A 23,218-nucleotide genomic window follows, 5' to 3' on the forward strand; every position below is an offset into this window, starting at 1 on the left:
CGTGTATATAAGGATCATTGGGAGAAGAATCTTATGCGGGATGCAGTGACGAGTTTGATTAGAAACTACGATGTCACAGGTCGCTATCTCGATCGGAACGCCATCGATAGCCTGAAATCGTATTTTGATACTGGCATCGCGCGGGTGCAGGCATCGGCGGTAATCAACGCCAATGCAGCGGCGATCGTCAAGCAAGCGGGTCTACAGTTGTTCGATGAACTACCAGAGTTGATTCGTCCTGGTGGCAATGCGTACACCACTCGTCGCTATGCAGCCTGTCTGCGCGATTTGGACTATTACCTGCGCTATGCAACCTATGCACTTGTGGCAGGTGATACCGATGTGCTGGATGAGCGTGTGCTGGAAGGCTTGCGGGAAACGTACAATTCGCTGGGTGTGCCTCCGGGTCCTACCGTGCGTGGCATTCAAATTTTGAAGGCGATCGTGCAAGCAACGGTAGCTGAAACAGGTATGAGCAACACCGCCTTTTTGGATCAGCCGTTTGACTACATGGCACGTGAACTGAGCGAGAAAAATATTTAGGTCTGCGAACGACGTAGCGGATCGAACAAAGGAAAGAGGGGCAACGCGATCGCGTTGCCCCTCTTTCATTATTAAGTGCTGATACTGTGTGATTCAGTCTTTTGTAAGTTCAGCTACCGCCTTCGCAGCGATTGGTAGTCTGCTAAAGTGTGGCGTTGCTGTTCACGGTCAGCGTCAAGTCTGAGTCTGGGTTGATAACAATGACTTTGCTGTTGCCAGTGCGATCGAGGATGCCACCCAGCGTTGCACCAGCCGCAGCACCAGTGGTCACTTTTTGTGGCGTAATGGTGCGATTACCCGTGATTCCAGCTACACCAGCACCCAAAACGGCACCGATCGCAGCATCACGAACGGTTTTGCCAAGGTTCCGATTCTGATTCGCCCCAATCGCCGAGCCTAACACAGTACCTAAAACCGTCGTCTGCCCTGAAATGACTCGATCGCCCGTGACCCCTTGAATCACAGCCGAAGCCGCTGAGCCTAACGCTGCGCCGCCTAAGATGGTGCCAAAATTGGGATCACGCACATCGCGGGTTTCGGTAATGATATTGGATGAAGCATTGAAGGCAATCTGCCGACCATTCACCACAACTTGATTAGCGACAAACTGCGAACCACCTTGCGCGGGTTGCAGTTGACCAATGACCTGGCTACCCGCTGGAATGACCACAAAACCCTGGCTATTTCGCACATCCTGAGCGACCGTCAGCGCCACAGGAGCGGTTTCATTGGGTGAGACAATGATTCGCTGTGCTGCCGAGTACCTCACCGCGATCGTGCTGCCCGCTAAAACCTGGTTGCCTTGCGCTTGATTCGGTTGAGACTGCGTGGCACCCGCAATGTATTGAGTCGAGATTGTGGAAGCAGTTTGCCCAGTGCCTGCAAGCGACTGGCAGAGAAAGGCGGAGACTTCAGCCCGACTAGCAAGCTGGTTGGGATTCAGCGTACTCACGTTGGGATAGTTTACCACGAGGCGCTTTTCGGTCGCCGCTGCAATGCCTGTCTCAGCATAAGCTGGAATGGCAGCAGCATCAGAGAAGCTAGCATTCAGCGTATTAGCGGTTGGTTGAGTGGGCGCATAATTTAGCCCACTTGCCAATGCAACCAGCACCTGAGCACGAGGAATATTTTGCGCAGGGTTGAAAACGTTTCCAGGATAACCAGACAAAAAGCCTGTTTGGGTTGCGGTTGTAATCGCACTATACGCCCAGTAGTTAGAAGTCACGTCCACGAATTGAACTGCACTTCGCGATCGCGCCACGTTGGGGAACGCTTTGCCCACCATTGACGCAAATTCAGCACGAGTCACTGGCGCACTGGGGCGAAACGTGCCATCTGGATAGCCACTGATGATGCCCTGCTGAGTCAGTGAGGCAATACACGACTGCGCCCAATTACCTTGCACATCGGCAAAACTAGCCTGAGCAGAGGCGGGAGCCACTGTCAGCAGAGGCGCTAAAGCACTGGTCGTAGTTGCCAGCGCTGCAACGAGAGCGGAGATTGATCGAACCTTTGGCGTATGAAGCATAAATGTAATCACCACAACAACTATCTACTACGATGCCCAGAAGTGAAGAGTGTTCCTCAAACTGAGTGCAGTAGATGGCAGTAGAATGACTGGCACAACTTTGGGAGCAGAGTGTGTCTGTTAGCGTCAGGCAGCACCTTGATGACTACCTGGATCGATCAGTTGCATTCAGACAATCGGTTTCGGACGCTACATTGATTGTGCGATCGCCTACAGTACTATCAACGAACTAGCTCCACAGACGCGTTTGAATCTCATTAATCGTGATGGCGCTCCGACATCAGAAACGGTCAGGTAGCAAGCACTATCTTGTTTTCGCTGTCGGGCTAAGTATGTAGTTATTGACTTTTTTTGCGATCGCCTTACCGTATGCACGGCTCACTCAAACGCATTCTGACTGGCACAGGTTTTCTCACCCTGACCCTGGTAATAGCCGTGACGGGCTACATGCTTGCCGGTTGGAGTATGCTCGACTCCATCTACATGGTCGTCATCACTGTTTTTGGTGTGGGCTTTGGCGAAATCGGACCGATGTCCCCGCAGCTCAGAATCTTCACGATGTTTGTGATTATTGCTGGCTGTACCTCCGTGGGCTACATCTTCGGCGGTTTCTTCCAAATGATTACCGAGGGCGAAATCAATCGAGCGTTGGGAGCAAGACGGATGACAAAGGAGATCAAAACCCTCAAGCAGCACGTCATGATCTGCGGCTATGGGCGGATCGGGCAAATTCTGGCACGTCAAATGGTTGATGCAAATCAACCATTTGTCATCGTTGACAATAATCTGGCACGCATTGAAACCGCCGAAGCGATGGGCTATCTCGTCCGTCTCGGCAATGCTACTGACGAAGGCATTTTGGAGTCTGCCGGGATTGAACATGCCAAAGTCTTGGCGACCGTTTTACCAGACGACTCCGCTAATGTCTTCATTACCCTCACAGCACGGGGACTGAATCCCAATTTGATTATCATGGCGCGGGGCGAATATCCTTCCACCGAGAAAAAACTGCGTCAAGCTGGCGCTGATCACGTCGTTTTACCCGCTGAAATTGGAGCACTGCGGATGTCGCACATCATCACTCATCCAGCAGCTCTCAGCTTTTTAGACGATACGGTTGATGGCAGTAGCCTCAATGAATTGCTCTCGCAAATTGATGTGCAAGTGGATGAACTAGCCGTGCCGCTAGGGTCTTCTTTAGTTGGCAGTACGATTAGCATGGTGCAAATACGCGGTAAAGGCACTTTCATTGTTGTAGCGCTCCGCAAAGCTAATGGCGAGACCATCATCAATCCTGGTCAGGACGTACCACTTGACGAAGGCGATACCGTGATTGTGATGGGGCATAAGGGAGATATTCCGAAGTTCGCGCATCACTATGACCTGAAGCGACAAATGCGATGGGGAGCGAGAGGGTGAAAGCTAAAGGCTAAAGGCTGAAGGCTAAAGGCTAAGGGATGAAACTTTGAATCTAAATGCTGACTCTTGACTGCTTCAGGCTGCGATTACGATCGATTCTCTCTACTATAGTGATGACACTCTTCATGATTGAACTGAGATGACTGCAACGATTACTGATTTGTCTGTAGCGACGATCGATGGCAAAGACAAGCCCCTGGCAGACTATGCTGGCAACGTTTTGCTCATTGTCAACGTGGCTTCACGCTGTGGTTTTACGCCGCAATACACTGGCTTGGAGGCACTTTATCAGAAATATCATACACAAGGGCTAGAAGTGCTGGCATTCCCCTGCAATGACTATGGTGGGCAGGAACCAGGCACCAATGAAGAAATTGCACAGTTTTGCAGCACAAAGTATGACGTGACGTTTCCACTGTTCGACAAAGTTAATGCTAAGGGCGCGCAACAGCACCCGCTATACGCTCGCCTAACTGCTGTAGATTCTGCTGGTGATGTATCCTGGAACTTTGAAAAGTTTCTGGTGAATAAGAAGGGTGAAGTCGTAGCGCGATTCAAGAGTGCGGTAAAGCCAGATGCGCCTGAGTTAGTGAGTGCGATCGAGCAAGAGTTAGTAAAATAGCGATTCAGCCGTCAGCTTAAGCCAGTAGTATTCTGATGAAGGGATGCGGTCAGCCAAAAGTAAGCCTTTTAGCTGACCGCTGATAGCTGATCGCTGATCGCTGACCGCTAATGCTCAAACCTTGCCAACCAACGCTTCTAACTCGGCACAGAGCGATCGTGGCGCATAGCCCAAACCAGATGCCTTAGAACTATCCAATGACAAATCAGGCGGACGTTTGGCTGCCATCGGCACATCCTCTTGGCGACAGGCAATCATGCGTTCTGCTGGCAGGGAGAGGATTGCCGCCAGCAAACAACCAAATTCATAGCGCGATACTCGTTCTCTGCCGCCAAGATGCAGCCGTCCGTGTGCCGTTTGAAGCGCTAGCAGCAAGCCTTTCGCTGCTGTTTCACCACTAACAGGCGTACGAAACTCGTCAATAAATAGTTTGAGTTCCTGTCCGGTTCTCAAGGCATGAATGAATGGTTGGATAAAGCTACTGGCAGTCGGCGGTACAGCACCAAACATCAGCGGCATCCGACAAACGACAGTCTTTGGGTAGCGATCGAGCACGGTTACTTCTGCTAGCGCTTTTTGCTCACCGTAGCGGTTAATGGGCGAGACGCGATCGTCTTCCTTATACGGTGCCTTCAACCCATCAAACACCATCTCGCTAGAGGCAAACGCATAGGGAAGGTTGCAATCAGCGCATAGTGCGGCAAGTTGTACGGCAGCAGTAACGTTCAAACGATACGATGCCTCTGGTTGGGTTTCGCAAACGTTGGGACTGGATTGTGCCGCTAAATGAATCACAGCATCGGGCTGCACGTCTTGAAAGAGTTGCTTGAGTGCCTCAAAGTCGGTGAGGTCGATCGCCAACATGGTCGTACCAGGAATGGCGATCGTCTTTGCAAAAGAAGTTCCGTAGACCTTCCAGTCGTTGGCTGCCACCTGACAAAGGTTCCAACCAAGAAAACCGCTGGCTCCAGTGACGAGAAGTTTTTGCATACCTGCTTATGCCAGTTTAGGGAGCGGAGAGCGAGACTCTCTCGCTGCTATGCAATGCCACTATCCTAAAGCAAAGGGAGTACAGACACACTCACCCTACTGCCTTAACGGTTTTTGAAGGATATAGTAATGCAAGATTGGTGGCAGGCGACCTTTCCCAAAGGGCGACAGATGTTGATGATTCAGGATGCGAACGATCGTTCCGTTGCCATCGCTTACGGTGAAAAGGGAGTGGGCAAGCCGCTGGTCTTAGTTCACGGGGTCGCTAGTTGGAGCTACTGCTGGCACGCCAACATCGAGCCATTGTCACAGTCTTTTCGTGTGCTTTGCTTTGATGCGAAAGGCAGTGGGTTTTCGGATAAACCGTTGCAGCCAGAGCAACCGAATCATAAGGTGGTGGAACTAGAGCGGGTTATCCGGGCACTGTGCGAGGAACCCGTGACCATTGTGGCTGAGTCGCTCGGTGCATTGGCTGCACTAGCAGTTGTGCAGGCTCACCCAGAGTTGTGCGATCGCTTAGTACTGCTCAATGTCCCGATTTTTCCCAGGCAGTTGCCAAACTGGGGCATGCGTTTGCTCGCAGAACTACCGCTGAGTCTGATCGAACTAGCGGATCAGCTCCGTTTACCAAAGCTGCTCGATCCGGTTATCCGCCAACTTGTTTACAGCTTGCGTGATGAAGTCGTCGCTGACCCATGCCAGGTCACAACCGACGATGTTTACTGGAGTACCTACCCTCAAATTGAGTTTCCTGGCACTATCACTAAGCTAGCAGCAGAATTTCAGCTTGCCGCCCGTGAAATCCGCCTACTGGAGCGGGGGCAGCCCAATTTCATTCATTCAGTGCAGCAAAATCTCTCTAAAATTACATGCCCAACGCTCATTTTGTGGGCAGACCAGGATCGTTGGTTTCCAGTCAGCGATGGAGAGAAACTGCGCGATCGGCTGACAAACGCCAAACTACAAATTATTCCTCATTGTGGGCATTACGCTGCTGGCGGTCAGCCTCAATTTGTGAACACCGCCATCCTCTCGTTTCTTGCACAATCTAATCGTTCATTAATGCAAAATTGATGGTTAAAAGGCACCTAATTGCTCTCTATAACCGCCTTATTAAGGTGGCTTTTCTCACTGCAAAACCAGCAGCAAAATGATACCTAAGTTGAAGACAGCCGCATGAACAACTCGTTTTTTGGAAAGAGCCTTGCTTAGTGAGAGCGCCATCACTTCGGGTTGAGCGGTACCAAAACGAGGCTTTACGAGGCGATAAAGGCTCATTTTCCATCACAAATCACAAGTTGAGCATGAATCCTCTTGACAAGAAAACATAATATTTGGTAGGCATTACTCGAAATTTGTGATACGATAAAAGAACAATTTACATCAAACGAAAGATGAGTAGTTGCAGGATTAGCTGCCTTCTTTCTTAGCAAACTGAAATGCAAAAGTCGAAAAGTGTGAGCTTTCTCCCATCATCGACATCAAACTACGTTTAGATGTGCACCCAAAAACTTTTGCTCTTGCGTAACTCGCTCCAGTCAATCTATTACTAAGTTGAGTCTTAATTGAAAATTCAAGCGCTAAACATCCAGATGGGCGATCGCATCATCGCCTACTGCAATAACAAAATGCAGATCTGCACAGTGAGACAAATTCTTGATCCCGGTCAAGTTAATATCACGTTGTCCGTTTCAACGTCTGAGCATTCCCGAAGCTCCTTTTCGCGTGTCATTCGCTTTCAGCGCGATGCCTTGGTTGATTTGGCGAGTTGAACGCATTTGTGTTCGGTGAATTCAGTTTTAGGCGAGAATCTATAATCACGGGGTCATCATGGCAAAAGAACAGAAAGGCAATAAAGAGTCTAAGAAGCAAAAGAAGGAATCTGACGGCACGAAGAAGCAAAAGAAAGATCCCAAGCGTCATGATGGTGGGCTGTAGGCTTTCTCACACACTGATGTCCCTTCGCTCAAACGCTAAATATTACACATTGTTACAATGCTGCCGCCTAAACGAACGGGGAACACTTAAAGAAGTGTTATAATATTCGGTGAGAATAAGTAATCGGTTGCAGAATTTGTTTCTAGTCTTGACGGGTTTTTCGCGTTTTGTATTGGCAGGCTTCTCTCCGAAATCTCACTCTCTACGACCTTCTGATTTTGGAGACAATCTATGTCGATTTATGTAGGCAACCTCTCTTATGATGTTGCAGAAGCTGATCTAAGCTCTATTTTCGCAGAGTACGGTTCAGTTAAGCGAGTCCAGCTACCCACCGATCGTGAAACTGGTCGTCCACGTGGCTTTGGCTTCGTTGAAATGGGTACAGATGCTGAAGAAGCGGCTGCTATCGAAGCGCTTGATGGCGCTGAGTGGATGGGTCGTGATTTGAAAGTTAACAAAGCGAAGCCCCGCGAAGACAGAGGTTCTTCCTTTGGTGGTGGTGGCGGTCGTCGCAGCAATAGCTTCAACTAATGGCTGCTCTTTAGTTAGCCTTCTAAGCTTTCTGATGAGTGTAACGATCGCGCCAGCCGTGATCGCTATACACCTTAAAGTTTGACTCACGAAGCTCAGGCATTGATGTCTGAGCTTTTTTGTCACACCAATTTAAAGGGCAAACACGGCAGATTAAGGACGGGGTGCAGGGGTGGAACCCCTGGCTGGGGGCGAAGCCCCCACACCCCCATCTACAACCTTCATTCTTTAAATGGGTATCAGGTGAGTCTACCTACCCGACCAAATGCGTCAACAGCCGCAAACGAATGAGGTCGAGATGAACAGTCTACAGAGGTTGCGCACAAGGTGATCCAGCGCGCCGCATCACCGGGCTGAACGACCTAGCGGTAGGCACTGGCTCAGAAATAGCGGCTTCCGGTGCGACTGGCACTAGCTGTACAGCGCAGGCTTTCAACTCGGGTTGAAAGGAGTCTGGGCAGGATGCCGCGTGCGTGAGAGCATTTGCCTCAGCGTTGTTCGCCCACAGTGCGCCCCAGTGCATAGGCACGAAGACCGTTTTGGGTGCAATGGCAGTGGTGACTTTGGCAGGAAAGCGGGCAAAGCCACGACGCGAGCGCACCTCTAGCCATTCGCCGTCTTTGATAGCGATCGCAGCGGCATCGCGGGGATGAATTTCGATAAAGGGACCATCGTACATCTGGCGAATTTTATCGACTCGCCCCGTACGGGTCTGTGTATGCCAGTGCCCATATAGCCTGCCCGTAGTGAGGACGTAAGGATAATTGTCGTCCGCTGGTTCTGCCAAGCCGCGCGAATGATGGGCAGCAAAATTGGCACGACCATCGGGGGTGTGGAACTGGCGATCGACGTACAGTCGCTTTGCCGCCAACCGAGAGGCTGAGAGCTTCTGTGGATTTCGTATAAAGGAGGGAAAGCGAAATCTGCCTTTTTCAGTCTGCACATGATCGCCCTCATCTTCACCTTGAAGGCAGGGCCACTGTAGCGGACCTTCATGGCGGAGGCGATCGTGACTCATACCGGTCATATCACACGGACGACCGCGAGTAAGCTGCACAAATTCGGCATGAACATCGGCGGCACCATTGAAGGTAAACGGCTTACTGAAGCCTAGACGACGCGCCACTTCCGCAAAAATAACCCAATCGGCGCGTGCCTCACCAGGCGGTGTGCGAAACTGAGGGCAAAGCGTCACACGTCGCTCGGAGTTGGTCATAGTGCCGGGTGCTTCGCTCCACTGGGCAGCAGGCAGCAGAATGTGGGCATAGGGAGACGTTTCGGTGGGATAGTAGGCTTCTTGGTAAACCGTGAAGGGCGATCGCAGCAGTGCTCGTTTAGTGCGCTCCAGATCCGGCATACTTACAACGGGATTCGTTGCCGCAATCCAGAGAAACTCAACCGCTCCATCCTCTAAACCTGTAATCATGTCCCAGGCAGTACGCCCCTGTTGAGCGGAAATTTGTCCCGGTTCCAAACCCCAAAACTGTTCGACTTCAGCGCGGTCTTGAGGATTTTTCACGGAACGATAGCCTGGCAGCAGATTGCACAAGCCACCTGCTTCCCGTCCACCCATCGCGTTCGGTTGTCCTGTGAGCGAAAACGGTCCCGCACCCGGTTTGCCGATTTGTCCTGTCATCAGGTGCAGGTTGATGATCGATCGCACCTTTGCCGTTCCTTCACTGGACTGGTTCACACCCATCGACCACATTGACAGCACCCGCTTCGATTTACCCCAATACTGCGCGGCTGTCTCCAGATCTTCGACGGCAATGCCACAGCGTTTGGCGACGATCTCAGGCTTATAGTCCTCAATTACTTCGGCAAACGCCGTGAAGTGGTTCGTGTGCTTACTGACAAAAACCGAATCCAGATAGCCGCGATAGAGCAGTAGATAGGCAATCCCATTCAGCAAGTCAATATCAGTGCCGGGCTTGATTGCCAGATGCAAATCGGCAACCTCAGCCGTCTGAGTTTTGCGCGGATCGACCACAATCAGCTTGACCTGCTTGTTTTGCTTGTGTCGCTTCCGGAAACGATTGAAAATGATGGGATGGCATTCAGCCGCGTTTGTACCAATCAAAACAGCACAGTCGGTCACATCCAAATCGTCGTAACAACAGGGTGGACCATCTGCGCCAAAGCTTTGCACATAGCCAGCCACCGCAGACGACATGCACAGCCGCGAGTTGGCATCAAAATTATTGGTGCCGAGAAAACCCTTCATCAGCTTCTGGGCGACGTAATAATCCTCGGTGTTAAATTGTCCAGAACCGTACATACAGAGGGCATCAGCACCTTTCGTCTGGCGAACAGTTTGGATGCGATCGACGATTCGCCCCAGAGCTTCATCCCAGGTAACGCGGCGAAAGGGTTCGTCCAGCGAATCGCGCATCATGGGATGGAGCAAGCGATCTTTATGGAGCGACTCGGTAATTGTGGCACCCTTAACGCAGACCATGCCCTGGCTGGAAGGATGAGCACGATCGCCCCTTGCCTGCCAAATCGGAGTGCCTTGCTTATCACGAGTGGTGCCCCGACTCAGTGCAGCAGGAGGCGACACTTCAAGACCGCAGCCAACGCCACAATACGGGCAGAGGGTTTTAATAGGGTCAGTCATAGGCGCTATCGATCCTGGCATCGGCAAGGTTTAATTCAGCGCGGCTACCGTCTCTAACCTGTAAACGCAGACAGGGAATCTGGTCTAACAGCGAGGTGCTACCGCTGGTACGGATTTCGAGCAACGCGTCAGGCAATGCCTCAAATAGAATGCGCTGCTTGGAAAAGACCACACGCTCAAATAACCCGTTAGGAAGATTGGCAATGCGAACAGTCTGCACCTGGCTGGTGGCATTCTCGTAATAGCAAAGGATACGCTTAGACACGTCGCCAGGAAGCGATGTAGAGGTTTGAGCCATAGCTGAGATTCGTTGCGAAAGGGGGCATGAACCGCGGACAGGCAAACACACTAGGTAGGCGAAGACGTTGGACGGGCTGGATGGTGACCGGGTATGAGCGTAGATTGCTGAATTGAGGAGTCAGGTGTGAAAAAGGGGCGAGCTTTGGCTTTCGGGCTGACGTACCACAACTTTACTGAACAGCAAACTATGATGGCTAACCGACATCATCATGAGCAAAACGGTGATACAGGAAGTCGAGCGCGTAGTTACGGAGTTCGTAGTACTTGGGGTCTTCCATCACGTGGGTGCGATCGCGCGGACGCGGAAAGGGAATCGTCAAAATTTCGCCTACTTTTGCCGCTGGACCGTTCGTCATCATCACCAGGCGATCGCCCAGCAGCAGTGCTTCATCAATGTCATGGGTGATCATCAAGACCGTGACACGATGCTCCGTCCAGATTTTTAGCAGCTCTTCCTGCAATTCTTCGCGCGTAATGGGATCGAGTGCTCCAAATGGCTCATCCAAAACCAGTACCTGTGGACGCAACGCCAGCGCACGGGCAATGCAAACGCGCTGCTTCATACCACCAGACAACTGTCCTGGTTTTTTGTGAGCAGCGTCCGTTAGCCCTACCAGCGCCAGATGATCGTGAGCAATCTGCTCTTTCTCCGCTTTGGGCTTATCGGGAAAGACCGAGTGGATGCCCAGGTAAACATTTTCAAACGCGCTCATCCAGGGCAGTAGCGAGTAGTTCTGGAACACCACCATGCGATCGGGTCCCGGCTCCGTAATGCGCTTGTTTTGCAGTCGTACTTCACCCGTGGTGGGCTGTCGAAAACCCGATACCATGTCCAGCAGCGTCGATTTGCCACAGCCAGAGTGACCAATGACGCAAACAAACTCACCCTCATTCACTGAGAGGTCGATGCCATCCAGCACCATGTACTCTCCACCACCCGCGATCGGATAAGACTTGGTCACTTGCTCAATCACCAAAAACGGCTCTGATGGTGGCGACAGTTTAGGTTCGATGGTTGTGCTGTTGATTGTTTGCATAGGAGTGAGGAGTGAGGGGAGAGGAGTGAGGGGAGAGTTGTTGGTTTTTAGATCTAAAAACTAACAACCAACAACTAAAAACTAAACGGCTACTGGTTCAGGGGCATCGATCGCCACTTCTTCGATCCGCAGATCGCGCTTGATTGCCAAGCTGTTGAGGTAGCCAATGGGGTCATCGGGGTTGAACACGCTGCCATCGGCAAAGTGAAGTGGACCGCGATTGGGTTCAATATCTAACAACCCCAGATCGCGTGCGGCTTCACCAAAAACATCGACCCGACGAACGCGATCGAGAATTTCTAGCCAGTTTTTGGGAAAGGGGGTGAGTCCCCAACGGGCAAACTGGGTCATGATCCACAGCCCTTCAGTGCGGTAGGGGCAGTTGGTCTGATCGACGTAGAACTGATTAAAGCGGGGCAGGTTTTCTGGCTCCGAGTCGAGGCTGCGACTGTAGGGATCAAGCAAACCAGGACGAAGATATGCAGGCTTGGCACCTACGTATTCAGGGCGACTCAATAGTTCGACCAGTTCTTCACGGTTGCGGCGATCGTCGCAGTATTCGCACGCCTCCAGTAATGCTTTCACCAGTGCCAGATGCGTTTTGGGATGCTGGTTTGCCCAATCTTCGCGCACGCCCAGCACTTTTTCTAAATGCCCTGCCCAAATATCGAAGTCGGTTGCAATAATAAAGCCCAGTCCTTCTTGTACAGCATGAGAATTCCAGGGTTCTCCAACGCAGTAGCCGTCAATGCTACCCGCCTTCAGGGTTGCCACCATTTGCGCGGGGGGAATCACCGTCAGGTTGACATCTGTGTCGGGGTCGATGCCGCCTGATGCCAGCCAGTGACGCAGCATCAGATTGTGCATGGAGGATGGATGCACAACTGCCAGCGTATGAACTTTATCGGGAGTTTGTGCGATCGCCGTTTTGAAATCTGCCAGCGTCCTCACCCCAGCATCATACAAACGCTTGCTAAACGTGATCGCATTGCCGTTGCGACTGATCACTAACCCTGTCACTGTGGGGACAGGGTCTTTGCCGCCCATGCCCAATGTCATTGCCAGCGGCATTCCGGCTGTCATCTGAGCCGCATCCAAACGCTTCGATGCCACGCCCTCAGAGATCGCTTTCCAGCTTGGTTCGCGTGAAAGGGTGACCGCTTCTAAGCCGTATTTTTGGAAGAAGCCTTTTTCTTTCGCAATGACCAGTGGTGCACAGTCAGTCAGCGGTACAAAGCCAAGTTCCAGGTTGACTTTTTCCAGCCCATTGCGGGCGATCGCCGCTGTTTGGGGTGCCTGACGCAGTTTTGCTTTTTTCTGCTGATTCAGGAAATAAACCACTTCTGCCCGCAGCGCGTAGTAGTTGGGATGATTGACTACTTTCAAGCGATCGCGCGGACGCACAAACGGTACATCCAGAATTTGCCCAATATAGGATTCAGGTCCATTGGTCAGCATGACGATGCGATCGGACAGCAGCAGCGCTTCATCCACATCGTGCGTCACCATCACACAGGTTAGCTGATGCTCTTCGGCAATCTGCATCAACTGGTCTTGCAGACTGCTGCGAGAAAGCGCATCCAACGCTCCAAACGGTTCATCTAACAGCAGCAATTTGGGACGAATCGATAGGGCGCGGGCGATCGCCACCCGTTGTTTCATGCCACCAGAAAGCTGTCCCGGCTTCTTGTCTGCGGCGGGACGCAGTTTAACAAGATCAATGTGGCGCTCAACAATATCCTTCCGTTCCTCAGCAGGCAGATCTTTCAACACCCGATTGACCGCCAGCGCAATGTTCTCCCGCACGGTTAGCCAGGGCAGCAGCGAGTAGTTCTGGAAGACCACCATGCGATCGGGTCCCGGCTTGGTCACCTGCCGTCCTTCTAGCACCACGCCACCTTGGGTGGGGCGATCCAGTCCTGCGATAATGTTAAGCAGGGTCGATTTACCACAGCCAGAATGCCCCAGCAGCGACACAAATTCGCCCTGTTTGATCTTCAAGCTAATGTTCCTCAGCGCCGTGTAGCTGCCTCCGTTGGACAACTCAAACGTGCGATCGATGTGATCAACTTCAACGAAGAAAGACATGGTGTGAGATAAGGATAAAGGATGAAGGCTAAAGGATGAGTTTTGAGTTCAAGTCAACTGTTTGAAAGCTGATCGCTGACCGCTGACCGCTCATTCAAAACGCAAAACTATTTATCCGAGCTGACCAACTTGGCAAGTAACCCAATCATTTTGTCCAGCAAGAATCCAACGATGCCGATGTAGACCAGCGCCAGGATGACTTCGCTGAGGCTGCCGCTGTTGTAGGAGTTCCAGATAAAAAAGCCGATGCCTGTGTCGCCACGCAGCATTTCGGCGGCAACGATCGCCAACCATGCGAGACCAATCCCTAGCTTCAGCCCAGTGAACATGTAGGGCACGATCGACGGCAGCAGAATCTTGAAAAAGTACTCTTGATTCGACAAACGCAGGACTTTCGCCACGTTCTTGTAGTCTTGCGGCATCTGCTGAACGCCAACCGCCGTGTTGTAGAGAATGGGCCAGATGGCAGTGACAAAAATGATGAACAAGCCTGCTGGACCGGAGTTCTTAAAGATTGCCAGCGCGATCGGCAGCCATGCCAACGGCGGCACCGTTCGCAGAATCTGGAACATGGGATCGAAGGCATCGTAAAGCAAGGGGATGGCACCAATCAGCACGCCAGCAAGAATACCGACTACGGCTGCGAGGGAATAGCCGATCGCCACGCGCTGCAAGCTCGCCAAAGTTTGCCAGCCCAAGCCTTTATCGTTACCGTCTGACAAAAAGGGATTGATGATCAGCTCCCAGGTTTCTTCCACTACCTGGATCGGTCCCGGTAGCGTGTCCTGAAACACGGATGATCCCAACTGCCAGAGCGCCAGCACAACGATGAGGGCTGCGATCGGTGCCACAATCTTTCTAATATTTTTACGAGCCTGGATCACTAGATTGGATGGAAGAGAGGCAAGATTGCCACTGTGTGCTCTAACTGCCATTTTTAGGGATTCCTCTGGGACATTGACAGGTGATTCACGGAGACTGTGAGAGTCGATACTGAACGTGATTAAACGCCGGATCTCAGACTGAAACTGTCTTCAATGCACAATCTGAGAGCCGACGATCGACCAAAAGGTTATACAGCCTTGATTTTGAGGCTCTTCAAATAGGCTTCTGGGTTCTCAGGGTCAAACTTGATGCCATCAAAGAACGTTTCCACGCCGCGTGAGGTGCTCTTAGGAATGGCTGCTTGTTGCCCAATACCCTTCGCCGCTTCCTTCCAGATATCTTCGCGGTTGACTTTATCAACCAGTTTTTTCGTATCCGCATCCGCAGCCAAGAAACCCCAGCGCTTATGCTCGGTTAAGAACCAGAGGTCATGGCTCTTGTAAGGATAGGACGCACTCCCAGCGCCTGCCGTCCAAAACTTCATCACGTGAGGGCTGTTTTCCACGACCTTGCCGTTGCCGTAGTCAATCTTGCCCATCGCGCGATCGACGATATCCTTCGCAGGCGCTTTGAAATATTCGCGCTTAGAGACAATATCTGCCATCTCCTTCTTGTTTTCCATCTTGTCGCACCAGACTTGCGCTTCCTGGATCGCCATCAGCACTGCCTTGGCTGCTTTAGGGTTCTTATCCACCCAGTCGGCACGCATCGTGAAGGCTTTTTCAGGGTGGTTATTCCACAACTCACCAGTGGTCAAAGCGGTAAAGCCAACGTTTTGATTCACCAATTGAGCATTCCAGGGTTCACCCACACAAAAGGCTTCCATCTGTCCTTCCTTCATGTTGGAAACCATTTGAGGCGGTGGAATCACAATCAATGAAGCATCTTTATTAGGATTCAGCCCACCCGCTGCCAGCCAGTAGCGCATCCACAGGTCATGCGTACCGCCAGGAAACGTTACCGCGCACTTCGTCTCTTTGCCCGTCGCTTTTGTCTTGGCAAAGGCATCTTTCAGCGGTGCGCTTTCTAAGCCAACGTTGGCATCTTTGTACGTGTTCGAGACCGAAATGCACTGACCATCTACGTTCAAACGCGCCAGGATGTACATTGGGACAGGCTTGCCATCGGTGATTTTGCCCGTTGTCAGCAGGTAAGGCATGGGAGACAGAATGTGTGCCCCATCAATGCCACCACCTTGAGAACCAGTGGCGAGATTATCGCGAGTCGTTGCCCAGGAAGTCTGCTTGACGACCTTGACATCCTTCATGCCATATTTCTCGAAGTAGCCTTTTTCTTTGGCAATGATCAAAGGCGCAGAGTCAGTCAATGCGATAAAGCCCAGGGTTGCCGTTGTGGTTTCTGGCGCATCGGCTGCGCCCACGTTGACAGCAGGGGCAGCACTGGGTGAACTGGCGCTGGTCGAAGCCGTGTTGGAACTGGAGCTACAGCCATGTGCCAGAAGTGTGCTTGCTGCTGCAACGCCTGAAGTGATGATGAACTGCCGTCTGGAAAAGTTAGTCATACGTTATTTCGCTTGTCTTTGTAGAGGTAGGTTTAGGTGTATATCAACACAGGCACAGTCTGACTGGATGAGTCTCACTTAACCGTTCAGTCAAGTGAGACTGTGCCCGTTTTCGGACTTGGCACGATCGCCCCGAACGTTAGGCAGTCACTTCCGGGCGCGGTCTGGAGCCAAAGTGCTCAATGAGTAACGCTCGCAGAACGGGCTTGAGATCCTCACAGGGAATCCCTTTGGTGACACAGGTGCCCAATTCGGCATCTTTGCCAACTTTGCCACCCATGTAGATGTCCACGCCTTCAAGGGTTTTGCCATCCTTGCGAACTTTTGTGCCCATCAAGCCAATGTCGGCAACCTGAGGCTGACCGCAGGAATTGGGGCACCCTGTCCAGTGAATGCGGACAGGGTTGGGCGAATCGAGTTCCGCTTCTAGCTCTTTGATCAGCGCTTGGGCACGATTTTTGGTTTCGATCAGCGCAAAGTTGCAGAATTGGCTGCCTGTGCAAGAGACGAGCGATCGCAAAAGATTTGCAGGCTGGGTAGAAAACTTTGCCAGCAGCGGTTCTTGCAGCAACGACTCCAGGCGAGAATCGGGTACGTTGGGCAGAATGAGGTTTTGCTCCACCGTGAGACGAAGCTCACCGCTGCCATAGACCTCAGCCAGACGCGCCAGATCAAACATGTCGGCGGCAAAGAGACGACCCACTGGAACGTGTAGCCCGACATAGTGCAGTCCGGGCTGCTTCTGGGCATACACCCCGATGTGGTCACGCTTCTCCCAAAGAATTTCGTCTTTGAGAGCGGCAGTTTCCAGCGTTTGTCCCATCCGTGTTGCCACTTCAGAGCGGAGCCGTTCAACGCCCCACTCGTCAATCAGCCACATCAGTCGCGCTTTCTGACGGTTTGCCCGTAAGCCGTGATCACGGTAAACCAGCAGAATCGCTTCGCACAGTGCCACAACCTGATCGGGCGCAACCCAGACATTCAACGGTATTGCCGCTTCACAGCGTTTGCCCGAAAAGAAGCCACCCACCAGCACGTTGAAGCCCAGTGCCTCGTCCTTATAAGCCGGAATAAACGCGATGTCATTGATTTCGGCGTGAACCGAGTTGTCGCGGCAACCCGCGATCGCAATATTGAATTTCCGCGGCAGATTAGAAAAGGCTGGATTCCCTTTACCGTTATTGGTAATCAGAGACTGAACCTGACTAATCAAGTCACGTGTATCGATTAACTCGTCAGCATCAATGCCTGCAACCGGGGAACCTGTAATGTTGCGAACATTATCCATTCCAGACTGGATACTGGTCAGCCCAACAGACTCAAGGCGACGGAAGATATCCGGCACATCCTCAATCCGAATGCCGCGTAGCTGAAGGTTCTGGCGAGTTGTAATATCAGCGTTGCCGTCGTCACCGTAGCGCTGCACAATTTCTGCCAAGACGCGCATCTGAGCACTTGTGACAATACCGCTGGGCAAGCGCAGCCGCATCATAAATTTACCCGGCGTGACTGGACGAAAGAACACGCCCATCCATTTCAAGCGATGGTCACGATCGGTTTCGTCCATCGCCTCCCAACCGATCCGAGCAAAGTGCTCGAGTTCCGCCTTGACGGCTAACCCATCCTTCTCGGCTTTGAGCTTCTCAAACTTATTTAGACTGGTGACTGCTGGAACCGTGCTGGTCATATTGCCCTCTTTGCAGACTGCACTTCAAGCTATGCTCTGATATGGAATCAGCTAATGCGGTTGAAGACTGTTCAACCAAAACAAAGCCTGTATGAGACGGTGCGTAGTCCTTAAAGTAAGCGGGCTGCCCACAGAGATTAGTATCTTTGGTTACAAAATATTTCCAATCATGACGTTTACGCATAGATGTGATGCGGATTAAACGTCTGGTCTCAGTTCGTCTGTTTTACAGCACTGACCATACGATCGCAGACGCTGGCATCCTTGTGATCTTGCAGTTTTTTAAGTCAGCTAACTGAAGTCAGCAACCATTGACCACGTCTAACTGCAACCAAAGGGTATGGAACTGACCGATCGTCTCCAGGAAATTCTTGTCGCCTCACCCGTCGGTGACGTGCTTCCAGCAATGGCTCAACTCAATCTCCCTAACTGGTGGTTGGCAGGAGGTGCAGTGCGAAACACGGTGTGGCGATCGCTGTTCGGAGACGAATGTGCGTTGATCATTAAAGATTTTGACCTCGCGTTTTTCGATGCGAACGGCGTTGGTGCAGCCTCTCTGCAAGAGCATCGAGAACAAGAACTGATCGCAAAGGCAACCCTCACCGCTCAATTTCCTGACTATGTGTTTGATGTTAAAAATCAAGCGAGCTTTGCCCGCTGGCGTTCCGGTCGTAGACCCTACAGCAGCACTGAAGACGGCATTGCTGATTGGCTCCATACCGCAACTGCTGTAGGTGTCCGCTGTGATACCAGCGCCGCTTGGGAGTTTTTTACGCCTTACGGATTGAATGACCTGTTTAACGGCATTGTTCGATCGACTCCAGCGCATGGGCAGAATTTAGATGCAGAGCGGAAAGCTGCGTCATTTCTACAGCGCTGTGCCTCTCTGCGTCTAGCCTAATGGCAGACAGCGCGGGGTTGCTGGAACAGCACTGAGTGTGTATAGCCGTAGCCACACGGGTTAGGACGGGGTGCAGGGGGAAACCCCCTGGCTGGGGACGAAGCCACCACACCCCTTTCATCCCACTGTTCCAACTTCTATGGCGACAGCTATAAACAGTGCCTCTCTCGAAAGCAAGCGTTATGATAGGGGCTGATTGATAAACGTTTGTAACAAATTATCAATGATTGTTTCTCCCACAGGTATTGCCAGAATTAAGGCATCGTTCACTGAGAAAGTTCTTTTCGGCAACGAGCCAAGCGCCGAGTTGGTTGCGATTTTGCTGGTGTATTTTGTGCAGGGCATCCTGGGTCTTGCACGTTTGGCGGTCAGCTTCTTCCTCAAGGATGAACTAGGGCTGAGTCCGGCTCAGGTGTCGGCACTGGTTGGAGTGGCTGCACTCCCGTGGATGATCAAGCCATTATTTGGCTTTATTTCAGACGGTTTACCAATTTTTGGCTATCGGCGGCGACCTTACCTAATTTTGTCAGGTCTTTTAGGCGCGTGTTCTTGGGTTGCTCTGGCAACCGTGGTGCAGTCTGCCTGGACAGCTACCGCCGCGATCGCCCTTGGTTCTGCATCGGTAGCTTTTAGCGATGTCATTGTTGATTCGTTAGTAGTCGAACGAGCGCGGGGAGAATTAATCGGCAAAGCTGGCTCACTCCAGTCACTATGCTGGGGCGCTTCAGCCTTGGGCGGCATCCTCACTGCTTATTTCAGCGGCTCCTTACTAGAAAACTTCAGCGCGCGGACTGTTTTCGCCATTACGGCAACGTTTCCGCTGATAGTCTCGCTCATAGCATGGCTGATTACTGAAACTCGTGTCGTCGATCGCATGAATTGGGCAGTGGTCACCGATCAACTGGGGCAACTGCGTCAAGCGATCAGTCAGAAATCGATTTGGATGCCGACCGCTTTTCTTTTCCTGTGGCAGGCAATGCCAACGGCTGAATCTGCTTTTTTCTTCTTCACCACAAACGAACTGGGCTTTGAACCAGAGTTTCTCGGTCGGGTGCGTTTGGTGACGAGCCTCGCTTCTCTAGCGGGCATCTGGCTTTTTCAACGCTTTCTCAAAACCGTACCGTTCCGAGTCATCTTTGGCTGGTCTACAGTGATTTCTGCTGTGCTAGGGATGACGGCGCTGTTACTTGTCACGCATGCAAATCGCGCGCTGGGTATTGACGATCGCTGGTTTAGCCTGGGCGACAGCTTGATTTTGACCGTCATGGGACAGATTGCCTACATGCCCATTCTGGTGCTGGCAGCACGGCTCTGCCCGCCTGGGGTTGAAGCAACTTTTTTCGCGTTGCTGATGTCGGTGGTTAACCTGGCTGGCTTGCTATCTTACGAATCTGGGGCATTGCTCATGCACTGGCTTGGCATTACCGATACTAACTTTAGCAACCTGGCACTTTTAGTCGTGCTAACCAACGTCTCAACGCTGCTGCCGCTGCCGTTTCTAGGCTGGCTTCCTGGTGCTGATAATGCGACTGAAGGCGCGTCTACAGCAACGCTCCAGCCAATTCCAATTATTGACGCTGATTCTTCTGCTTCAAGACATTTAGGTCAACCGTTTCTGCCAGATCTGATGACTGAGTTTGTATCCCAGCCACGTCAGGTTGAGCCAGTGGGGGAAGAGTGAGAAAAAGGCTAAAGGATGAAGGAAGGCTAAAGAATTAAGTGAGCTGTGTTGGTCATTTCCTAGCTGTCTAATCGTTTCTTCTTCAAAAACTAACCACTACAACCAAAAACGTTACCAGTGTATGCAAAGCTTTCAGCTCAATGAACGTGCTGCTACAGTGCCTCCCGTACTTTCTTACGATCGCAAAGGATGGCAGAAAGGCTACAACTCTTTGAAAGAGGAACACTCATACTGGATTGATGATATTGAGGGCACGATTCCACCAGACCTGCATGGCACACTGTTCCGCAACGGTCCCGGCATGTTGGATGTAAACGGGCAGTCGCTTCAGCATCCGTTTGATGGGGATGGAATGATTTGCGCGATCGCCTTTGACAATGGGCGTGCTCACTTCCGCAATCGGTTCGTTCGCACTGAAGGCTACGTTGCCGAACAAGCAGCAGGACGCATTCTCTATCGAGGCGTTTTTGGGACTCAAAAGCCAGGTGGCTGGCTGGCAAACGCCCTCGATTTTCGCCTCAAAAACATTGCAAATACCAATATTCTCTACTGGGGTGGAAAACTACTGGCACTCTGGGAAGCCGCTGAACCCCACCGCCTTGATCCTGAGACGTTAGAAACGCTGGGACTCGATCGACTGGACGGCGTGTTGCAACCCGGTGAAGCCTTTGCCGCACACCCCTGGATTGATCCTGCTTGTAATCAAGATGAGGGCGCTCCTTGTCTGGTCAATTTCTCCATCAAGCCGGGGCTGTCTTCGACTATTACGCTGTTTGAGTTTGATCCAGACGGTAAACTGTTGCGAAAACATGCCCATGCCACGCCTGGTTTTGCCTTCATCCACGATTTTGCCATCACAGAAAATTACGCGATCTTTTTCCAAAATCCCGTTAGCTTCAACCCACTACCATTCCTGTTTGGCAAGCGCGGTGCTGGCGAATGCATTACCTTCGACCCTGAAAAGCCAACGCAGATTGTCGTGATACCGAGAAAGGCTAAGGGCTTAGGGATAAAGGATAAAAGTTCGGATTTAGCTTTAAGCCCTGAGCCGTTAGCCTTTGAAATTCACGCTGGTTTTGTGTTTCATCACGCCAATGCCTTTGAGCAGGGCGATGAGGTGGTCATTGATTCGGTATGCTACGGGTCGTTGCCAGCGGTAGAGGCAAACGCTGATTTCCGCGAGACGGATTTTGAGACGTTGGCACCAGGGCAACTCTGGCGTTTTCGGCTCAATCTGACCACTCAAACAGTAGAGCGAGAGTTGTTGGAACGTCGCTGTTGTGAGTTTCCTTACGTGCATCCAGCGAAGGCGGGACGATCGCACCGTTACATCTTTATGGGAGCGGCTCATGCACCAGAGGGGAATGCACCCCTGCAGGCGATCATCAAGATTGATGTTGAGTCTGGCGATCGTCAGCTTTGGAGTGCAGCACCACAGGGCTATGTGAGTGAGCCAATCTTTGTGCCACGATCGCCTGCTGCCTTCAAAAACGGATTCCCAACTACAGATATGGCGGGTGCTGAAGATGACGGTTGGCTGCTAACGCTGGTTTACGATGCTGCCCACGAGCGATCGGATGTCGTCATTTTAGACGCACGCGACTTGAATCGGGAGCCTGTTGCCCGTTTGCACCTGAAGCACCACGTTCCGTATGGCTTGCACGGTAGCTTTACGCCACAAGTTTTTGGGGAGTAGGGAGTGGGGAGTAGGGAGAAATAAGGGAAGCAGGGCAGTCAAGGAAGCGGTCTAAGGGATTCGAGGAGGGCAGAGGTTTAGCGCTAGGGTTGATTGAAAATCGCATCATCGACTCATGACGAAACTGAAAAGGTTTGTGAAACCCCTGCTGATTGCGACTCCGTTAGTTTGGCTTCTCGCTCAATGTAGTGTTGGCAATCCACTACCAATCCTAATTGGGAAAAAGATTTGGCTACATAGAGACGATAGTGTTTTGAGAAATGAGGTTCGCCGCATGATTCCAATCGGTAGTTCCATCACATTTGCCAAATTGCTTTTGGAATTTAATGGATTTGAATGCGTTTATGGCAAGAAGTCCGAACTTTGGGCTCATTGGGATACAAGGATAACCCGTAAAGATGGAGACTATCTTTCCTGTGGACGAACACACTCTTATTTGGTGTGTGCATTAACTAATGCCACCACTGTTCGCTACATCAAGGATGAAGTTACAAGTGTTTATGCGTCAACCGGGGGCTATTGTCTCTAGCCTCTCTACAGCACAAAACCTCTTGTCCGCATGGGTTACGCTCACGCTAACCCATTCTACAACTCAAAACTCTTCGTCTAATAACTAAAAACTAACAACCAACAACTGTTTCAACTCAAAACTTAAAACTCAAAACTCTCCTCCGCTGTCTTTTGCTAAAAATCGATAAGATAAAGTTACTTTACCTTCGAGCCTGTGAAAAAACGGGTCACACTTACCTTTCCGAAACGCTCGGTGCAGATGCCAGTCACCTACCGACTGGCAAAAGATTTTAACGTGGCAGCGAACATCATTCGTGCTCAGGTTGCGCCCAATCAAGTCGGTAAACTGGTCGTTGAATTGTCAGGCGACATCGATCAGCTTGATGCGGCACTCGACTGGATGCGATCGCAAGACATCGGCGTGTCGTTCTCCAACCGTGAAATCATGATTGACGAAGACACCTGCGTTCACTGTGGTTTATGCACTGGCGTTTGCCCAACGGAAGCCTTAAAGCTTGACCCAGAGTCGTTCAAACTTACCTTTACGCGATCGCGCTGCATTGTCTGCGAACAGTGCATTCCGACCTGTCCAGTGCAGGCGATTTCGACGAATTTTTAGTAGAGGCAAGAGCAGTTAGCGGTCAGCGGTCAGCGGTCAGCAGTTAGCGGTCAGCGGTCAGCGGTCAGCAGTTAGCGGTCAGCGGTCAGCGGTCAGCGGTCAGC

Annotated in this window: 20 protein-coding genes; 11 read left to right on the forward strand and 9 right to left on the reverse strand. The window is 51.5% G+C overall.

Annotated elements, in window-relative coordinates:
* The first annotated feature begins 33 nt into the window (after positions 1-33).
* Positions 34-543 (forward strand): allophycocyanin subunit beta, encoded by a 510-nt coding sequence (gene apcB, locus AC5JO6_RS29565; RefSeq protein WP_496084625.1) that lies wholly within the window; start codon positions 34-36, stop codon positions 541-543.
* A gap of 142 nt (positions 544-685) precedes the next feature.
* Here apcB and AC5JO6_RS29570 read toward each other — a convergent pair whose 3' ends face one another.
* Positions 686-2,071, reverse strand: a complete 1,386-nt coding sequence (locus tag AC5JO6_RS29570; protein WP_496084626.1) for an S-layer homology domain-containing protein — start codon at positions 2,069-2,071, stop codon at positions 686-688.
* A 369-nt stretch (positions 2,072-2,440) separates the two neighbouring features.
* Here AC5JO6_RS29570 and AC5JO6_RS29575 point away from each other — a divergent pair, with 369 nt between their 5' ends.
* Positions 2,441-3,490: a potassium channel family protein gene (locus AC5JO6_RS29575; RefSeq protein ID WP_496084627.1), complete on the forward strand. Its 1,050-nt coding sequence runs from the start codon at positions 2,441-2,443 to the stop codon at positions 3,488-3,490.
* Between the two features lie 139 nt (positions 3,491-3,629).
* Entirely contained in the window at positions 3,630-4,112 is a 483-nt protein-coding gene (locus tag AC5JO6_RS29580; RefSeq protein WP_496084628.1) for a glutathione peroxidase, read from the forward strand.
* Positions 4,113-4,226: 114 nt separating this feature from the next.
* On the opposite strand, the gene AC5JO6_RS29585 is transcribed toward AC5JO6_RS29580, so the two are convergent.
* Positions 4,227-5,102: an SDR family oxidoreductase gene (locus AC5JO6_RS29585; RefSeq protein ID WP_496084629.1), complete on the reverse strand. Its 876-nt coding sequence runs from the start codon at positions 5,100-5,102 to the stop codon at positions 4,227-4,229.
* 129 nt (positions 5,103-5,231) lie between these two features.
* Between AC5JO6_RS29585 and AC5JO6_RS29590 the strand changes: the two genes are divergently transcribed.
* The 3 genes from AC5JO6_RS29590 to rbp all read left to right on the forward strand — a co-directional run bounded on the left by AC5JO6_RS29590 (position 5,232) and on the right by rbp (position 7,571).
* A complete protein-coding gene (locus AC5JO6_RS29590) occupies positions 5,232-6,176 on the forward strand; it encodes an alpha/beta fold hydrolase (RefSeq protein ID WP_496084630.1) in 945 nt (314 codons plus the stop codon).
* A gap of 491 nt (positions 6,177-6,667) precedes the next feature.
* Positions 6,668-6,874 (forward strand): hypothetical protein, encoded by a 207-nt coding sequence (locus AC5JO6_RS29595; RefSeq protein WP_496084631.1) that lies wholly within the window; start codon positions 6,668-6,670, stop codon positions 6,872-6,874.
* Positions 6,875-7,271: 397 nt separating this feature from the next.
* Positions 7,272-7,571: an RNA-binding regulator gene (gene rbp / locus AC5JO6_RS29600; RefSeq protein ID WP_496084632.1), complete on the forward strand. Its 300-nt coding sequence runs from the start codon at positions 7,272-7,274 to the stop codon at positions 7,569-7,571.
* A gap of 307 nt (positions 7,572-7,878) precedes the next feature.
* Here the strand turns inward: rbp and AC5JO6_RS29605 are convergent, their stop codons facing one another.
* From AC5JO6_RS29605 to AC5JO6_RS29635, 7 genes are all read right to left on the reverse strand, one after another.
* Positions 7,879-10,188, reverse strand: coding sequence for a molybdopterin oxidoreductase family protein (locus AC5JO6_RS29605; protein WP_496084633.1), 2,310 nt, complete (start codon positions 10,186-10,188; stop codon positions 7,879-7,881).
* Complete coding sequence (locus AC5JO6_RS29610) at positions 10,181-10,486, reverse strand: DUF1830 domain-containing protein (protein ID WP_496084634.1); 306 nt, start codon at positions 10,484-10,486, stop codon at positions 10,181-10,183. The genes AC5JO6_RS29605 and AC5JO6_RS29610 overlap by 8 nt, the downstream gene beginning before the upstream one ends.
* 196 nt (positions 10,487-10,682) lie before the next feature.
* Positions 10,683-11,525 (reverse strand): nitrate ABC transporter ATP-binding protein, encoded by an 843-nt coding sequence (locus AC5JO6_RS29615; RefSeq protein WP_496084635.1) that lies wholly within the window; start codon positions 11,523-11,525, stop codon positions 10,683-10,685.
* An 81-nt stretch (positions 11,526-11,606) separates the two neighbouring features.
* The gene (locus tag AC5JO6_RS29620) at positions 11,607-13,613 is read right to left on the reverse strand and encodes an ABC transporter ATP-binding/substrate-binding protein (protein WP_496084636.1); all 2,007 of its coding nucleotides are present in this window, start codon (positions 13,611-13,613) and stop codon (positions 11,607-11,609) included.
* Positions 13,614-13,720: 107 nt separating this feature from the next.
* Positions 13,721-14,548 carry a nitrate ABC transporter permease gene (ntrB, locus tag AC5JO6_RS29625; RefSeq protein ID WP_496084637.1) on the reverse strand — a complete coding sequence of 276 codons (828 nt, stop codon included), beginning with the start codon at positions 14,546-14,548 and terminating at the stop codon, positions 13,721-13,723.
* A 137-nt stretch (positions 14,549-14,685) separates the two neighbouring features.
* Positions 14,686-16,020, reverse strand: a complete 1,335-nt coding sequence (locus AC5JO6_RS29630; protein ID WP_496084638.1) for a CmpA/NrtA family ABC transporter substrate-binding protein — start codon at positions 16,018-16,020, stop codon at positions 14,686-14,688.
* A 139-nt stretch (positions 16,021-16,159) separates the two neighbouring features.
* Positions 16,160-17,707 carry a ferredoxin--nitrite reductase gene (locus AC5JO6_RS29635; RefSeq protein WP_496084639.1) on the reverse strand — a complete coding sequence of 516 codons (1,548 nt, stop codon included), beginning with the start codon at positions 17,705-17,707 and terminating at the stop codon, positions 16,160-16,162.
* Between the two features lie 340 nt (positions 17,708-18,047).
* On the opposite strand from AC5JO6_RS29635, the gene AC5JO6_RS29640 reads away from it, so the two are divergent.
* The 5 genes from AC5JO6_RS29640 to AC5JO6_RS29660 all read left to right on the forward strand — a co-directional run bounded on the left by AC5JO6_RS29640 (position 18,048) and on the right by AC5JO6_RS29660 (position 23,114).
* Complete coding sequence (locus AC5JO6_RS29640) at positions 18,048-18,608, forward strand: nucleotidyltransferase family protein (RefSeq protein ID WP_496084640.1); 561 nt, start codon at positions 18,048-18,050, stop codon at positions 18,606-18,608.
* A gap of 223 nt (positions 18,609-18,831) precedes the next feature.
* A complete protein-coding gene (locus tag AC5JO6_RS29645; protein WP_496084641.1) occupies positions 18,832-20,289 on the forward strand; it encodes a folate/biopterin family MFS transporter in 1,458 nt (485 codons plus the stop codon).
* Positions 20,290-20,410: 121 nt separating this feature from the next.
* Entirely contained in the window at positions 20,411-21,985 is a 1,575-nt protein-coding gene (locus AC5JO6_RS29650) for a carotenoid oxygenase family protein (protein ID WP_496084642.1), read from the forward strand.
* A 115-nt stretch (positions 21,986-22,100) separates the two neighbouring features.
* Entirely contained in the window at positions 22,101-22,514 is a 414-nt protein-coding gene (locus AC5JO6_RS29655; RefSeq protein WP_496084643.1) for a hypothetical protein, read from the forward strand.
* Between the two features lie 195 nt (positions 22,515-22,709).
* Positions 22,710-23,114 carry an NIL domain-containing protein gene (locus AC5JO6_RS29660; RefSeq protein ID WP_496084644.1) on the forward strand — a complete coding sequence of 135 codons (405 nt, stop codon included), beginning with the start codon at positions 22,710-22,712 and terminating at the stop codon, positions 23,112-23,114.
* Positions 23,115-23,218: the final 104 nt, after the last annotated feature.

Source organism: Tildeniella sp., assembly GCF_059505325.1.

What these genes read in the sequence shown, in the direction of transcription:
- apcB (WP_496084625.1), top strand. Translation starts at nt 34, where the DNA reads ATGCGGGATGCAGTGACGAGTTTGATTAGAAACTACGATGTCACAGGT.
- AC5JO6_RS29570 (WP_496084626.1), bottom strand. Translation starts at nt 2,071, where the DNA reads ATGCTTCATACGCCAAAGGTTCGATCAATCTCCGCTCTCGTTGCAGCG.
- AC5JO6_RS29575 (WP_496084627.1), top strand. Translation starts at nt 2,441, where the DNA reads ATGCACGGCTCACTCAAACGCATTCTGACTGGCACAGGTTTTCTCACC.
- AC5JO6_RS29580 (WP_496084628.1), top strand. Translation starts at nt 3,630, where the DNA reads ATGACTGCAACGATTACTGATTTGTCTGTAGCGACGATCGATGGCAAA.
- AC5JO6_RS29585 (WP_496084629.1), bottom strand. Translation starts at nt 5,102, where the DNA reads ATGCAAAAACTTCTCGTCACTGGAGCCAGCGGTTTTCTTGGTTGGAAC.
- AC5JO6_RS29590 (WP_496084630.1), top strand. Translation starts at nt 5,232, where the DNA reads ATGCAAGATTGGTGGCAGGCGACCTTTCCCAAAGGGCGACAGATGTTG.
- rbp (WP_496084632.1), top strand. Translation starts at nt 7,272, where the DNA reads ATGTCGATTTATGTAGGCAACCTCTCTTATGATGTTGCAGAAGCTGAT.
- AC5JO6_RS29605 (WP_496084633.1), bottom strand. Translation starts at nt 10,188, where the DNA reads ATGACTGACCCTATTAAAACCCTCTGCCCGTATTGTGGCGTTGGCTGC.
- AC5JO6_RS29610 (WP_496084634.1), bottom strand. Translation starts at nt 10,486, where the DNA reads ATGGCTCAAACCTCTACATCGCTTCCTGGCGACGTGTCTAAGCGTATC.
- AC5JO6_RS29615 (WP_496084635.1), bottom strand. Translation starts at nt 11,525, where the DNA reads ATGCAAACAATCAACAGCACAACCATCGAACCTAAACTGTCGCCACCA.
- AC5JO6_RS29620 (WP_496084636.1), bottom strand. Translation starts at nt 13,613, where the DNA reads ATGTCTTTCTTCGTTGAAGTTGATCACATCGATCGCACGTTTGAGTTG.
- ntrB (WP_496084637.1), bottom strand. Translation starts at nt 14,548, where the DNA reads ATGGCAGTTAGAGCACACAGTGGCAATCTTGCCTCTCTTCCATCCAAT.
- AC5JO6_RS29630 (WP_496084638.1), bottom strand. Translation starts at nt 16,020, where the DNA reads ATGACTAACTTTTCCAGACGGCAGTTCATCATCACTTCAGGCGTTGCA.
- AC5JO6_RS29635 (WP_496084639.1), bottom strand. Translation starts at nt 17,707, where the DNA reads ATGACCAGCACGGTTCCAGCAGTCACCAGTCTAAATAAGTTTGAGAAG.
- AC5JO6_RS29640 (WP_496084640.1), top strand. Translation starts at nt 18,048, where the DNA reads ATGGAACTGACCGATCGTCTCCAGGAAATTCTTGTCGCCTCACCCGTC.
- AC5JO6_RS29645 (WP_496084641.1), top strand. Translation starts at nt 18,832, where the DNA reads ATGATTGTTTCTCCCACAGGTATTGCCAGAATTAAGGCATCGTTCACT.
- AC5JO6_RS29650 (WP_496084642.1), top strand. Translation starts at nt 20,411, where the DNA reads ATGCAAAGCTTTCAGCTCAATGAACGTGCTGCTACAGTGCCTCCCGTA.
- AC5JO6_RS29655 (WP_496084643.1), top strand. Translation starts at nt 22,101, where the DNA reads ATGACGAAACTGAAAAGGTTTGTGAAACCCCTGCTGATTGCGACTCCG.